Raw genomic sequence first — 14,524 nt, 5'->3', positions numbered from 1 at the left:
AATAACATCCTGTTAATTATATGTCAATACTGTTTTCAATATTTATACATTTTTGAGCATATTTTGTTGCTGTTCACTCCGTTCCATGGGTTTTCAATATTTTTTCCGACGTCAAAAACAGCCCGACAAACTGCTGTCGGGCTGCTGTATTTTTATTTTCTGTTGTACGTTCTTATTATACAAGACGTCTTACAGATACAATTGTTCTGTATGTAGCATCATTGCTGATCTTGATCCCGTCCTGAGAGTTCGATGCATGAACGATCTGGCCATTACCCATGTAAATAGCCACGTGTCCGCCATAGCAGATCAGATCTCCCGGCTGTGCATCTGCGTAGGATACTTCTGTACCTGCATTCTGCTGCTCATAGGAGGTTCTCGGAAGGCTGACTCCGAAGTTCGCATAGACACTCTGTACAAATCCGGAGCAGTCTGCACCATTGGTAAGGCTTGTTCCGCCCCATACGTAAGGATTCCCCACAAACTGTGTAGCATAATTCACAACAGAAGATCCGGAACCACTGCTGTAAGAAGAACTGTCACTGTCTGAAGATGTATCCTCTGCATTAGATGTGTCCTCTGCACTTTCTTCAGATGCGTCTGTGCTGTTATCGTAATCTGCGTCTGCATTATCCTCTGTATTCTCAGTATCCTCGGACGCATCATCATTCTCACCATTGTCTGCATCTTCATCCACAGCCTCGGTGTCATCTTCTGCAGTATCCTCATCTGCATTCTCGATCACGTCGCCGTCCTCATCGTGCTGTACGTCTTCGCTCTCGTCCGCCTCATCCTGCTGTGCTTCCTGCTCTGCCTGACGTCTTGCTTCCTCTTCTGCCTCAGCCTGTGCTCTCGCTGCTGCTTCAGCCTCGGCCTGACGTCTTGCCTCTTCCTCTGCTGCAATACGCTCAGCCTCTAATCTCTGAAGCTCTGCAGTCTGCTCTGCAAGAAGGTTAGCATAATCTGTAGCCTGCTGCTGTGCGTAGGCGATCTCATTATCATAATCTGCGGATGTGGCACGCTTCTCATCCAGCTGTGCCTGCAGGTTCTGGGACTCTGCCTCATATTCCTGCTTCATTCCCTCCAGCTCTGCCTTCTCCTGTGTGTACTGTGCCTCCAGGTTTGCCACCTGCTGGATCGTATTGGAATATTTTTCAAGACTCTTACGGTCCTGCTCATAAGTCTTCTGTGTGTACTCTGCTCTTGTAAGAAGGTCAGACAGGTTCTCTGCATTCAGCATCATCTGGAACCATGCATCGTCTCCACCCTTCTCATAGAGATACTGGATACGTTTCTTCATTGCCTCATACTGTTTCTGCTTGGCATTTTTAGCCTTCTCAAGGTTGGTCTGTGTAGATGCAATGTCGGCTTCCTTATTGGAGATATCTCCCTCCAGTGTCTGGATCGAAACCATCACGTTTACAAGATTGGCATCAAGAGTCGAAATCTCGCCTTCAATCTGTGACTTCTGTGAGGAAAGCTCATCCAATCTGGAATAAGTCGCATTCAGCTGTTCGTTGGTCGCATCCATCTCCTGCTGAAGTGCTGCCTCATCTTCTCTTGTTGCGCTTACGCTGACTACCTGTGCTCCGCTGATGATGAGCGCCAGTGTCAGACATAATATCCTTTTCTTCATGACTGTTCACCCTCGCAATCTGATTCTAATTTAATACAGCGGATCTGACCATCCGCTTCGTTGGTTTTCTTTGTAATACTTTTGCAATATCTTGTTTCAATCTTTTTATATATTAACACAGTGTTATTTGGATTGCAAGGATTTTCTATTAATTAGTTTAAAACTTTGTAACATTTATTAATGATTTTGACATTAAAAAAGGAGAACCCGGGTTATCTCAGGTTCTCCTCTCACGTTTCTTATTGCTATTTGTTACATACAAATTTCTTTCAGCACATCCTAATCAGAACAGATCTGCAAGGATCTGATTGGCTGTCTTGTTCAGATATCCGTTGGGATCGGAAAGAGTGCTTCTGTTCCATCTGAAGTATGCACCGTTTCGGATATAGTTACCACTGGATTCATGATAGTCATATTTGCTGGCTCCAGGATACCTAGACATATAAGTTTCTGCCAGCTTGATTGCCTGGCTTCCGTAAGTTCCGCTTGGTGTCGGTGTTCCGGAAATCTGTACGCCGGCATTCGGTGTACAGTGGAGGATCACAACACTCTTATCGGAACACTGTCCGAGAACGATCCAAGTATGTCCGCTGTTGTATCCGATATCTCCCGGATAAAGCTTCCAGTTTGAGCTTGCCAGCTGAGACTGGGAAACAACGGTACCCATTCCCTTGCCGGAATACAAAGATCCAAGATTTCCGGAAACATCCGTGTACATAGGTCCACCGGATCTGCTCTGCATGATCTGATATACAGACCATCCTACAAAGCCGGAGCAGTCAAGGCCCTTCTGTTCTGTAGCTTCACTGAGATCCATATAATATCTGTAATTATAGGAGCTGGAATTGCTGTCATACCACTGTTTCCATTTTGGACTGACGCCCTTTCTGGTCGCATCCGACCAGTTGTGACCGCCGCCCCATACGTAAAGAGTCTTTCCTACCGGAAGCAGTGCATTAGCAAGGAAATTCTTGATGGTCCTGGAGCTTGTAGCTGTAGTAGTGCTTGGGTTGGTATCCAGGACACCATTGCTGCCAAATGTATACTTCTTGCCATCGATCGTCTTCGTTCCCGTAGCCATGACACCGGTTGACGGATCGAAATAATATTTATATCCTTTTTTGGAATTTGTGACCCATCCGGTAGCCATCACGCCGCTCTTGCTGTAAAAATAATAGGTATTGCTGCCGATCTTCTTAAAGCCCTTATACATAGCTCCCGTGTTTGGATCAAAATAACGCTTCTGCTTTTTCTTATTCGTTGCCCAGCCCTTTGCCATAAAGCATTTGCTGGTAAAATATCTGGTCACATTCTTCTTGTCTGTAAGGAATACGCTTCTTGCAGCAACACCACTGCCGCTGTAGAAATAATATTTCTTATTACTGATCGTGGCCCATCTCGTTGTCATATATCCGCTGGTGGGATTAAAATAGCGGGTATTGTTCTCTCTGTCTGTAAGCCAGCCTGTTGCCATATAGCCCTTGACACCGTTAACATTATAAAAATATCGTTTGCCCTTGGAATCCTTAGCCCAGCGCTTCATCTGCACGCCTGTGGATTTATTAAAAAAATATTTCTTCCCGTTCAGTGTAAGCCAGCCTTTTACCTTCTGGCCATTCTGATAATAATAGGATTTTCCTTTTTCGGTCTTAAAGCCGTTCTTGGCCGCAGCTTGTACATCGGTTGCCGTTGTATGTACAGTTGCTCCGGCTGCAAAGAACATCAGAACAAAAAAAAGTCCCCAGAGTTTCCATTTTCTGCTTAATTTTCGCATACATACCTTCCTTTGATAGATAGATCATTGATATTTACTATTTCTTAAGTCCGGCTGATCGTAAACATTACGATTTTGTTACAATTTTACGTCCATATTATATAACATTCTTTACGGTCCGTCAACTCTTTCCTTTTCTTTCAGAAAAATCATCATCCAGGTATTACCAATGTTGATTTTATGCAGAAAAAAGCCCCGAAACATCAGAAATATTCACTGATGCTCCGGGGATATGATCTTTTATGCAGTTTTGCTCCTGTCTGTTACAGATCTGTTACAGATCCTTACAGGAATTTTTTGCGAAGCTCTGCTCCGTCAAGGGCACTTAAATATGCAGGTGCAACATCAAATACAGTCTTGCAGCCCTTCTGTCCTTCCTGGTTCATGCGGTATGCAGCTCTTGCATAGGCAACGATCACAGAAGATGTAAACTCAGGATTGGAATCCAACTTCAGGCTGTACTCGATCACATGGCTGTTCTCATTGTTCCAGCCTGTTTTTCCGCTGCGGATCACAAAACCGCCGTGCGGGATACCGCTGTGGTCACGGTCCAGCTCTTCCTGGGAAATGAAATGTACCGTTGTATCATACTCGTCAAAGTAGTTCGGCATGGTCTTGATCTCTTCCTCGATGCGTGCAAGATCAGCACCTTCCTCAGCAACTACGAAGCACTCTCTTGTATGTTTCTGGCGTGTGGTAAGCTCCGGATTTTCTCCGTTTCTTACTGCCTCAAGTGCAGCTTCTACCGGAATAGTGTACTGCTTTGCATCCTTTACGCCTTTGATGCGGCGGACTGCATCAGAATGTCCCTGGCTGACACCCTTGCCCCAGAATGTGTAGTCGTTTCCATTTGTAAGGATCGCATTTGCATACATACGGTTCAGAGAAAACATTCCTGGATCCCAGCCTACGGAAATGATTCCTACATGTCCACTCTCTGCTGCTGCCTTGTCAACATTTGCAAAATGCTCCGGGATTTTCTTATGTGTATCAAAGCTGTCCACAACATTGAAATATTTTACATACTCCGGTGTCTGAACAGGAAGATCTGTAGCACTTCCTCCACAGATGATCAGGACATCGATCTCATCCTTCAGCTTCTCCGCATCTTTTACAGAATAAACCTTTGCGGTCTCTGTAAGGATCTTTACAGTCTCTGGATCACGTCTGGTAAATACTGCAACCAGCTCTGTATCCGGATTATGCTTGATGGCGCACTCCACGCCGCGTCCCAGGTTTCCGTAACCTAAAATACCAATTCTTATACTCATAACGATTTCCTCCTCTTTTTCTCTGCAGTATGACATTTTCCGGACAGCATTGTGAATTTCTGTCAGAAAAATCCCTCTGCGATCTATATCGCAAAACGGATCTGCAGGATCCGCCTTACAAACATATGGATATGCTGCCTCAGGATATTCCGATTCTCAATTCCGGGATATCGATGACCGCTTTGTTCCTGCATCAGCAGCAGAAAAAGCCGCCCGGCCAGCACATGAAACAGGCCATGGTCCTGCAGCAGGCATCACACATATCCCCTTCTGCAGTCGGCATTCCCCCAAAGGGATCCTGCCGCTGCTGATACCAGCCGCCACCGCCTTCCATTCTCTGGAGCAGCATACGGTACTGCATATTATCCGGTTCCTGACGGACTGCTTCACGAATCTGATCCAGAGCTGTTACATTATTTCCCATTCCCATATTTGCCATAGCAGCCAGGTAATACCATTCCCCATTTTTCTGACCAAGAGAATCCAGTACATTCATAGCTTCCTGAAAATGACCGCTCTGCACATAATTGGCGGCCGCCCTTCTGCGCATACTTTCCTCATCCTGATAGGCACTGGAACCGGCATTTCCGTAATTTCCAAAACCACCGTAATTTCCGTAGCCGCCATAGCCATTCTGGGAACTACTTCCGTACTCACGCTCTTTCATGATCTGCTCGTAAGCCTGCTGCACTTCTTTGAATTTTTCTTCGGCCTGATCCTTATTCGGATTATTGATATTGGCATCCGGGTGATACTTTCGGCTCAGCTTCCGGTATGCCTTTTTTATTTCATCATCAGATGCGTTTCTGGGAACTCCCAGCACGCTGTATGGATCTAACATTTTTTCTCTTTCTCCCGTTCTTCCCTGCGCTTCTGTCCGATCGCCGCAAAGCGGCACCAGACGCCGGAATATAAAATATTTCGAAGGATATCTCCGTATCGGAGGATCGGCAGCTTTTCAAATTCTCTGCAGCATTCTGCAAGCATCATCATAAGAAGCCGACGTACCTCTTCCTCGAACCCTTCTATCTTATATTTTTCAAGGAAAGGATTGTAATTTCCGTTTTCTGCATCTTTTTCCACATCGTCATAAGCATCCAGGATGTAGATAAATTTTCCGAGATAAAATCCCAGACGGCGCAGGGACGATTCCCAGACATCCTTACGGAAGGCCAGAATCTCTTCCATGATACGTCCGGAACATCCGGCTACACGGTCCACATCGGTTTCCCCCTGTTTTTCCAGGGAAGAAAGCTCCTCTAGTGCGTTTCGGATCCTTTGGATCTTCTCCGGATAAGCGGACATATGCATATTTCCGCAATTCTTCAGAATTCCTGCATATGCATAGCGCAGTGGTTTGTGTTCATCCTGCCAGTCATCCATACATTTGTAATAGGTAAGGATCACATTCATATCCGCACAGTACTCAGTTACTGTATTTTTGCGCACCGGCTGGGGCTTCAGCGGATGGACCACACACCTGGAGGTTCCCTTCTTCGTTGGCGGTTCATAAAGAGCGCTTAAAAGAAGGACCACAAATGTCATATCATAAGTCAGTGAGATCTGTCCCGGTATCCCGTATCTCTCCCGCAATTCTCTGCAAAGACCGCAGTAAAAAGAACGGTACACATCAAAATCCTTGAATTTTATTTCCGGTTTATTAACGGTCACATATCCGAACATGTCAGCTCCTTTTTACGAATTTTGTGTGGCATTTCGGACATTCGATCTCGATCTTGCCCTTTCCCTTTGGAATACGTATCTTCTGTCCGCAGCCCGGACAGCTGTAGATGTGATGGGTCTTTCTCTGCTTCATCAGATCCTTTTCTTTATTAAAGCGAAAACGGAACTTTGACGTCATCTGAAGGAATTTCTGATTTTCGGCATAACGCTGCTGGATATTTCTGGAAAAAATACGTATATATGCATATACGATTGCTGCGACCCCGAGAATGTCAAGGGTGCTGCCGACAGTTCTGCTGAATATATTAGCAAACATTGCCAGAATGATCAGAACCAGTGCGACTCCCATGGTGAACCTGGAAAGATCATCCACTCCATAACGTCCCTGCATAAATTTATTGAATTTGTCTCTCATATGATCTGCATCTCCTTTTCACTGCCAGACGGCACTGCCCAAAAATTTCCGTAAAAAAATCCGGATGGCAGTTCCTAACGGTCATTGCATACCTGGAAAATGTAGAATTTCAGATAATAGGACTCATCTGCTGACCAGAGGATCGGATGATCCGGTGCCTGTGTACGGTACTCTACCTGGCGCAGTCTCTTATGGACATTCTTCGCTGCCTGACCGATGGTCTGTGTAAACAGCTCATACGTCATAAAATGAGAGCAGGAACAGGTTGCAAGAAATCCGCCGTCCTTTACAAGACGCATTGCACGGAGATTGATCTCACGGTATCCCTTGATGGCATTTTTTACAGAGCTTCTGGATTTCGTAAATGCCGGAGGATCCAGTACCACAACATCAAATTTCTCTCCCTTCTCCTCAAGCTCGGGAAGAAGTTCAAAAACATCCTCACAGAGGAATTTCACTGTTCCGTCCAGGCCGTTCAGACTGGCGTTTCGTCTTGCCTGCAGGACTGCAGTTTCCGACGCATCCACACCGAGAACACTCTGTGCCCCTGCAATTCCCGCATTCAGGGCAAAAGAGCCGGTATGTGTAAAGCAGTCCAGAACCTTCGCCCCCTTGCAGAGCTTCTGGATAGCAAGACGGTTATATTTCTGATCCAGGAAAAATCCGGTCTTCTGCCCGTCCCTGATATCTACTTCATATTTCACACCGTTCTCTTCAATCTGAACAAGTGTCGGAAATTCTTCTCCGATAAATCCCTTGGTAAGTTCCATTCCTTCCTGGCGGCGTACCTTTGCATCACTTCGCTCATAGACTCCACGGATCCGGATCCCATCCTCAGCAAGGACTTCCTTCAGTGCATCTAGGATCGTTTCTTTAAGACGGTCGATTCCCAGTGCAAGAGACTGTACAACAAGCACATCTGAAAACTTATCCACAACAAGACCCGGAAGAAAGTCTGCTTCTCCGAAGATCACACGGCAGCTTCCGGTATCTACTACCTTCTTACGATACTCCCATGCGTCGCGGACACGTTGTTTCAAAAATTCCGGACTGATCTCTGTACGCTCATCTCTGGTAAGCATACGGACTGTGATCTTGGAATTGGTGTTGATAAATCCTCTTCCCATTGGATATCCGTCAAAGTCCCGGACCAGAACGATATCTCCGTTCACAAAGCTTCCCATGATGCTTGCGATCTCATTGTCATATACCCAGAGGCCTCCTGATTTCAGGAATCTGCCTTCGCCTTTTTTTAATGTTACTACTGCCAGGCTCATAAATTCTACCTTTTCCCTTTCTCGTTTCCCTATCACGGTTTGCGATGTATGAGTCCACAAAACCGATTTACGGTCAATTTTATCACAGAAAAATCCATTTTTCCAGTGCTTACACAAATCCTTGTCGTAAATCACAAAATTTTCATGATATCTTTCCGGCACGACAAAAAATACCGCAGCAGAGGTTGTTTTCTCTGCTGCGGCGTATTCATCTCTTTTTCTGCTGATCTTTTATTCTGCTGCGGATTCCTCAGAAGCGTCCGTGTTCTCGCCGTAAAGACCTGCCAGATAATTCATGGTTTCTTTATAAAGCGTCTGCTTATCTTCCTGGGGAACATCTGCAAGAATAGTAGCTGTCACGTCTGTGGCATCTGTGGCATCCTGGGAACTGTCAATACCGAACAGCTTCTTCAGCTTCTGATCCATCATATTCAGCTCTGTACTCTGATATTTTTCTGTACCATCTGCCTCATAGGATTCTGTACCATCCTTCAGAATGTCATAATAATCCTTCTCAACAGTTTCTGCCACACTCTTCGCTGTCTGCTCATCCAGTATTACAGTTGCCACTGCCTCTGTATCTTCCGTTGCAGCAAGAAGGGATTCTGCATCGCCCTCATACTCACCTTTTACAAAGAGGACAAATTTGTCATAATTGTTCTTTGCTTCTTCGCTGAGCACAGAAGTATCGTTTTCTGCACTGTCTGCCTGGTCTGAGCTGTCTGTACTTTCTGAAGATTCTGTGTCTTCTGTTGCTTCCGGGATTCCGGTTTCATCGGATGCAGCCTCGTCAGAAGCACTTTCGTCTGTACTGCTCTCGTCGGATGCACTATCATCTGTGCTGCTCTCATCAGAGGTACTTTCGTCTGTGCTGCTTTCGTCCGAGTTTTCCTCATTGCCATAGGTTCCGTCGTCGGTAGCATCCGGAATTCCGGTCTCATTGCTTGTATCCTGAGAATCTGCTCCTGTTTCTTTCTCAAGACCCGGGTCTTCTGTGGAGCTCTGGATCACATCGTCCCCAAGAATGCTGTCATTTACATTGTTGACGATATCATCTGAAGAGTCTTCATCCACATCTACGGTGTCATCACTGCTCTCTCCATCCAGTGTATCATCAGAGGAAGAGGCCTGGCCTGTGGTATTGGCATCTACCTGCTCCAGTGTTTCCTTCACATCATCATAATTGTAATCCTGCTGTGCGATCTGTCCCAGAAGAGACACGATCCTGTCAATATCGTCCTGGCTTATGGAAATATTGTTCTGCTCAGCCACATTGATGACAATATTCTGGATCTCATCTGCATTCTGTACTCCGTTCTGGATCACATCCATCTTAGACTGATTTACAACTGTTGTCGCCTCATTTTTACCAACCTTATCTGCAAGTTCACCGGTGGTTACGATCTCCTGGTTGGCAAGCTTCGTCTTGGTCTCATCCAGCTTCTCTCCACTGGCCTTCTCATATGCCATCTGAATACCGGTAAGTGCACCTGTTCCGGATACTTCCATCGGGCAGGCAGCAACTACTTCACAATTCTTCACACCGGATGTGGAAAGTGTCGTTGCGATCATATTACCTGTCACCCAGTTCAGATTTGCTGTGCGGACCTTGATCCCGCCGGACTGTGTAGGCTTCACATAGGCACAGCTCAAAGTTCTGGAACCGATCTGGGACTGTGGTGCGATATTATCCAGGTGTTTATGCTCATCCTCATTTGTAATGGTCATCACCTGCACCTGATCGGAACTTACATTAAAATATTTCATCATTGTCTGCTTCTGGGCATCCGTAAGATCTGCTCCAAGTGTTACTACCTTCGATGCATCTGCAAATACGGGATTTACACTTCCTGCCACAAGGCATGCACTACAGAGCAGAGCTGCGATCATGTTTCTTTTTTTCATTGATCTTCCCTCCATATATTTTTTCGGATCGATTGTATCTGCTTAACTTTTGCGGTGTAAAGCGGACATTCCTCTTCGTTACTTACATCTCCACGAATGCGAGCGCTTCACGATCTGTCGTTCTTGTCATATTATAACACAGCTGCTGAAATATTTGTAATTTATATTATATAAAAAACGCTGCCGGAAATTATATCACTCATTTCTGACAGCGTTTTATTGCTTTTCTCATTTTCCCAGAGAACTTATCTGATCTGGTTTAATTTTCCGGTTTCTTTTGCTTTTTTCAACAATTCCCGGTTTTTTTCATTCATGATACCAAAATCCTTCAGCGGACAGTACACTTTTTCACATTTTCCCAGGAACTCCAGTGCTTCTTCAAAGGCAGACTCCGAAATGCATTCAAAAGGCTTCTCCGTGATCACTTTTGCAGCCAGTTCTTTTGCCACCTGATAATCTGCATCATTGGTATGGAGAACTCCGGTCACAAAAGGAATCCCCTGTCGCTGCAGCTTCCGATATACCGGAATCCCGCTTCCATTTCCTCCGATCACAAACACCTCCGGTTTTCCGGCCGGAGGTTCCATTTCCACGCAGCCGAATTCTGCATTATAGCTTCCACGGGTGATGCCATAAAGCTTCCGAATATAATCGGAAGTAAAGATTTCCTCCGGTGCACCATATTTCTCAATGTGATCTCCATGAACACAGATCACCTGGTCAGAAATCTTCTGGGCAAGATCCAGCTCATGAAGGGACATGATCACCGTCATCTGTTTTTCCAATACCATCTTCTTCAAAATGGCAAGAAGCTCCAGCTTATGCCGGATATCCAGGAAGGAGGTCGGTTCATCCAGGATAATGATCTCCGGTTCCTGGCAGATGGCGCGTGCCAGAAGGATACGCTGTCTCTGTCCGTCACTGATGGCTGTAAAATCCCGATCCTTCAGATCCCAGGCGTGAACCATCTCCATGGCACTTTTAACTTTTTCCTTGTCCTCTGCGGAAAGGATCCCGAGAGTTCCGGTATAGGGATATCGTCCGGTGGATACCACATCCTCACAGGTCATAAGCTCCGGTCGCATGCGCTCGGTAAGTACTACAGCCAGTTTTTTTGACACTTCCCTGTTGGTCATCCGGCTCATCTGTTCCTGTTCCAGATATACCGTTCCGCTGATCAGGGAAAGCTGTCTTGTGATACTCTTCAAAATAGTAGATTTTCCGGCACCGTTGGGACCGATCAGTGTCAGGATTTCTCCTTTATTCAGCTGAATATTGATTTCTTTGATCAGCGGTTTTCCATCATAGCCTACGGTCAGCTGATCTGTATAAAAAAAATATGATTTCATCGTTTATATCCTCTGCTGTCTGTGAATCATGATATAGATAACTACCGGTGCTCCGAAAACTGCTGTCACAGAACTGATGCTCAGCTCCGTCGGTGCAAATACAGTTCTTGCGATCAGGTCACAGAACAGGCAGAACACTGCACCGCCCAGAAAACAGGCCGGGATCACAAGCAGGGGTTTTGCAGTCTTCAGGAGACTTTTTGCAATATGAGGCACAGCGATCCCCACGAAGGAGATCGGCCCTGCAAAAGCGGTCACACAGGCAGAAAGAATACTGGAAAGCAGGATCAGAAGTATCCGGAAAGCCTTGATATTAACTCCCATATTCTGCGCGTAAGTCTCCCCCAGCTGATAGGCGCTGATCGGTTTTGACATAAAAAATACGATCACCATGGTAAGAAGTACCACAGCAGCCATAGTCTGCACATTCCCCCAGGTCATACCGGAAAAGCTTCCCAGTGACCAGTTGTGAAGATTGACTATGTTGGAATCATCTGCAAAGGTCACCACAAAGTCTGTGATGGCCGAACAGATATAGCCGATCATAACACCACTGATGACCAGCATGGACATGTTGTGGACTTTTTTTGCCACAAGGAGCACAAAGCCCATGGAAATCATTGAGCCTGCAAAAGCAGCCAGGATCATGGCACCGGAACCGATGGACACCGATCTGCTTAAAAAAAAGATCATCAGAAGCGCCACGATCAGCTTGGCACCGGAAGAGATTCCCAGTACAAAGGGTCCCGCGATAGGATTGTTAAAAAAGGTCTGCAGCAAAAATCCGGAAACAGAAAGTGCTCCGCCAAGGATGATAACTGCCAGTATCCTGGGAAGACGGATCTCCCAGACGATATTATAAGAAGTTTCATCTCCCTGATGCCGGAATATGATATTCAGGATCTCCTTCACAGAGAGGTGGATACTTCCTGAATTTACATTCCATATAAATAAAAAGATCAAAAGTACCGCAAGGATCACAAAAGAGATCCCGTATCGGACTGCGCGTTTTCTGTCATTCATTTTTCTGGTACACTCCTCTTCTGTTTTGTTATCCTGTCCTTTCGTTTCCTGCTCACAGGTGGAAACCGGCAAAGGAGTTAAAGCGAACACTGGAATTTATTTTAGTTTATGCATATAGGTCAGCTCATCCAGAGAATCATCGTCTGTAGTCAGCATGGTGTGGATATCCTCAATCATGGTTCCAAGTCCGGTGGTTTCCTGGAAGAGATTTTTGCCTGTGCACCAGACATTTCCGTTCTTCACTGCCTTGAAATCTGCAAGAAGCTTACTTTTGGAAAGAAGCTCATCAATGGTCTTAAGTTCCCCGTCAATCGTACTGTTATAGATGATATAGTCCGCATCCTTCGCCTTGGCATAAAACTCTTCCATCTGCATATTCATGGTGGAAAGAGCATTGTCATTTACTCCCGTATCCTCCGGAACATAATTTCCTCCTGCGAGAGAGATCATTTCCGAAACATAGTCGCCACTTTTTCTTATATTTACCGCACCTACGGAGTTGATATAAAAGAACGCTACGGTCTTGTCTGTTTTATCTGCTGTGAGAACCTTATCCAGCTTGTCCGTCTGCTCTTTGAAAACCTTTTCTGCTACATCTTCTTTTCCCAGAAGAACTGCGTAAAGCTTCATCCACTCGGTCCTTCCAAGAGGATGACTCTCATAGCTGGAACGCTCTACCATTACAGGGATCCCGAACTGCTCCAGCTTCTCCTGTACCTCCGGATTGTGATGGATCATGGTGGATTCAATGGCAAGGTCACAGCCCTCGTTCAGGATCAGCTCGTAATCCGGAGCACTGTACTTGCCGGCATAAATCATCTTTTTCTGTTCCATGGCGTCCTTTGCTTCCTGGATATACCATCCGTCTTCCTTGGTTCCGGAAAGCTTGATGCTGTCAATCCCGTCGATAGCGCGGAAAAGATCCATGGCCGAGGTTGCTACCAGATAGATATTGTTTATGGGCTGCTGCAGAACCGCAATGTCAGGATCCAGCCCCTCCGGTGCTTTCTTGCCTTCGGGAACTACAAGAAACTGTCCTTCCTGATCAATGGTGAGCAGCGCATAGCCATCGTTGTAGTAATCCACATTAAATTCCTTTGCGTAGGAAAGATCCATACTGTGGTCAAAGGTAAGGCCTGGAATATCCGCAGGCTTATGTTCTGTCTCTGCTGCCTGCACTGCAAAAGCACACCCCAGGATCAGGGTCAGCGTCAGAAATATGTATGAAATTATTTTTTTCATTTTTCTTCCTTTTTCATGCTCGAAGAATCAAAATTCAGGGTATACTCAATCTCGTGAGGAGTACTCATGGCTACAGTATCTGCAGTCACTTCCATTTCTGCGTCAAAGACTGTGACCGGGATCTCAAATGTGGAGTTTCCGTCTTTGTTCACCGGCTCATATTTTTCGCCGTCCACGATCATGTAATCATAATTCGGACTGCTCCAGATGATGGTTGCCGTAGCTTCTTTGTCCTTGATCTCTACTTTAGCCGGAGATTCTACAGATGCTCTTCCTGTTCCGCCTGTAAGGGTTACATCCGTCTCATAGGTTCCGTCCTCCAGCTTCAGCTCTTCCGGTTTTTTCCCTTCGGATTTTTTGTCGTCAGAGGTTTTTACAGGATTCTTTACGCTGACTTTATGGTCGTACCATTTGCCTTTTTCTCCCAGGATCGCCACGTTAAATTCCTCACCAATGGCCGGTACCGGGATATCAAATCCGTAAACCTCCTCTGTATAACCATCGCTGTACTTCACTGTATCTGTGGTCGGCTCAATGATCTCTGCTCCGTCCTTCTGGGCATCCTCGGCAGTTCCCGCAAACAGGTTAACGATCTTCTTGGAAACCAGACTTACGTGGATGGTCATTTTACCATCTTTGACCGTGAGCTCTCCTTTTTTGTCATTGGCCTCATTTACATGAAACATGCTGCTGTCTGTACCAAACTCTGCTGTATAAACGCCATCTTCCAGGGTATCTGCTTTGGCTGCATCTGTATCCTTTTCTTCGGAAGCTTCTGCTTCCTCACCGGACTCTGTTTTTGTTTCATCTGTTTTTGCCATCGCAGGCACAGAGCCCAGCACCAGGACTGATGCACTTGCCATTGCAAGAATTAAGTTTACATAGCGTTTTTTCATGATAATCTTCTCCCTTCCATAGATACAGCAATCTGCCCGGAAAACAGTCTTCC

12 protein-coding genes are annotated in these 14,524 nt (G+C 45.8%); all 12 read right to left on the bottom strand.

The window, feature by feature from the left end; genetic code table 11:
* Window positions 1–175 precede the first annotated feature (175 nt).
* Window positions 176–1,636, bottom strand: a complete 1,461-nt coding sequence (locus CCC17_RS01445) for a C40 family peptidase (protein ID WP_092070151.1) — start codon at window positions 1,634–1,636, stop codon at window positions 176–178.
* A gap of 283 nt (window positions 1,637–1,919) precedes the next feature.
* Entirely contained in the window at window positions 1,920–3,410 is a 1,491-nt protein-coding gene (locus CCC17_RS01440) for an N-acetylmuramoyl-L-alanine amidase family protein (protein WP_287082381.1), read from the bottom strand.
* Between the two features lie 284 nt (window positions 3,411–3,694).
* Window positions 3,695–4,681 carry a diaminopimelate dehydrogenase gene (locus CCC17_RS01435; RefSeq protein ID WP_015525965.1) on the bottom strand — a complete coding sequence of 329 codons (987 nt, stop codon included), beginning with the start codon at window positions 4,679–4,681 and terminating at the stop codon, window positions 3,695–3,697.
* 193 nt (window positions 4,682–4,874) lie between these two features.
* Window positions 4,875–5,522, bottom strand: coding sequence for a J domain-containing protein (locus tag CCC17_RS01430; RefSeq protein WP_015525967.1), 648 nt, complete (start codon window positions 5,520–5,522; stop codon window positions 4,875–4,877).
* Complete coding sequence (locus CCC17_RS01425) at window positions 5,516–6,364, bottom strand: DUF5685 family protein (protein ID WP_015525968.1); 849 nt, start codon at window positions 6,362–6,364, stop codon at window positions 5,516–5,518. The genes CCC17_RS01430 and CCC17_RS01425 overlap by 7 nt, the downstream gene beginning before the upstream one ends.
* Before the next feature lies 1 nt (window position 6,365).
* A complete protein-coding gene (locus CCC17_RS01420; protein ID WP_015525969.1) occupies window positions 6,366–6,779 on the bottom strand; it encodes a hypothetical protein in 414 nt (137 codons plus the stop codon).
* A 74-nt stretch (window positions 6,780–6,853) separates the two neighbouring features.
* Window positions 6,854–8,056: a class I SAM-dependent rRNA methyltransferase gene (locus CCC17_RS01415; RefSeq protein ID WP_059086808.1), complete on the bottom strand. Its 1,203-nt coding sequence runs from the start codon at window positions 8,054–8,056 to the stop codon at window positions 6,854–6,856.
* Between the two features lie 231 nt (window positions 8,057–8,287).
* On the bottom strand, window positions 8,288–9,961 hold the full coding sequence (locus CCC17_RS01410) for a DUF1002 domain-containing protein (protein WP_287082380.1): 1,674 nt from the start codon (window positions 9,959–9,961) through the stop codon (window positions 8,288–8,290).
* Window positions 9,962–10,206: 245 nt separating this feature from the next.
* Window positions 10,207–11,310, bottom strand: coding sequence for an ABC transporter ATP-binding protein (locus tag CCC17_RS01405; RefSeq protein WP_021651559.1), 1,104 nt, complete (start codon window positions 11,308–11,310; stop codon window positions 10,207–10,209).
* A 3-nt stretch (window positions 11,311–11,313) separates the two neighbouring features.
* The gene (locus tag CCC17_RS01400) at window positions 11,314–12,333 is read right to left on the bottom strand and encodes a FecCD family ABC transporter permease (protein WP_173722773.1); all 1,020 of its coding nucleotides are present in this window, start codon (window positions 12,331–12,333) and stop codon (window positions 11,314–11,316) included.
* A gap of 96 nt (window positions 12,334–12,429) precedes the next feature.
* Window positions 12,430–13,575 (bottom strand): ABC transporter substrate-binding protein, encoded by a 1,146-nt coding sequence (locus CCC17_RS01395; protein ID WP_114002183.1) that lies wholly within the window; start codon window positions 13,573–13,575, stop codon window positions 12,430–12,432.
* Entirely contained in the window at window positions 13,572–14,471 is a 900-nt protein-coding gene (locus CCC17_RS01390; protein ID WP_092070160.1) for a hypothetical protein, read from the bottom strand. The genes CCC17_RS01395 and CCC17_RS01390 overlap by 4 nt, the downstream gene beginning before the upstream one ends.
* Between the last annotated feature and the right edge of the window lie 53 nt (window positions 14,472–14,524).

The sequence above is a fragment of the Blautia sp. LMAG:36 genome (assembly GCF_008680535.1).
Classification (GTDB): domain Bacteria; phylum Bacillota; class Clostridia; order Lachnospirales; family Lachnospiraceae; genus Blautia_A; species Blautia_A fusiformis.
The sequence above is the reverse complement of the archived record's forward strand: the minus strand, read 5'-3'. Positions and strand labels throughout refer to the sequence as shown.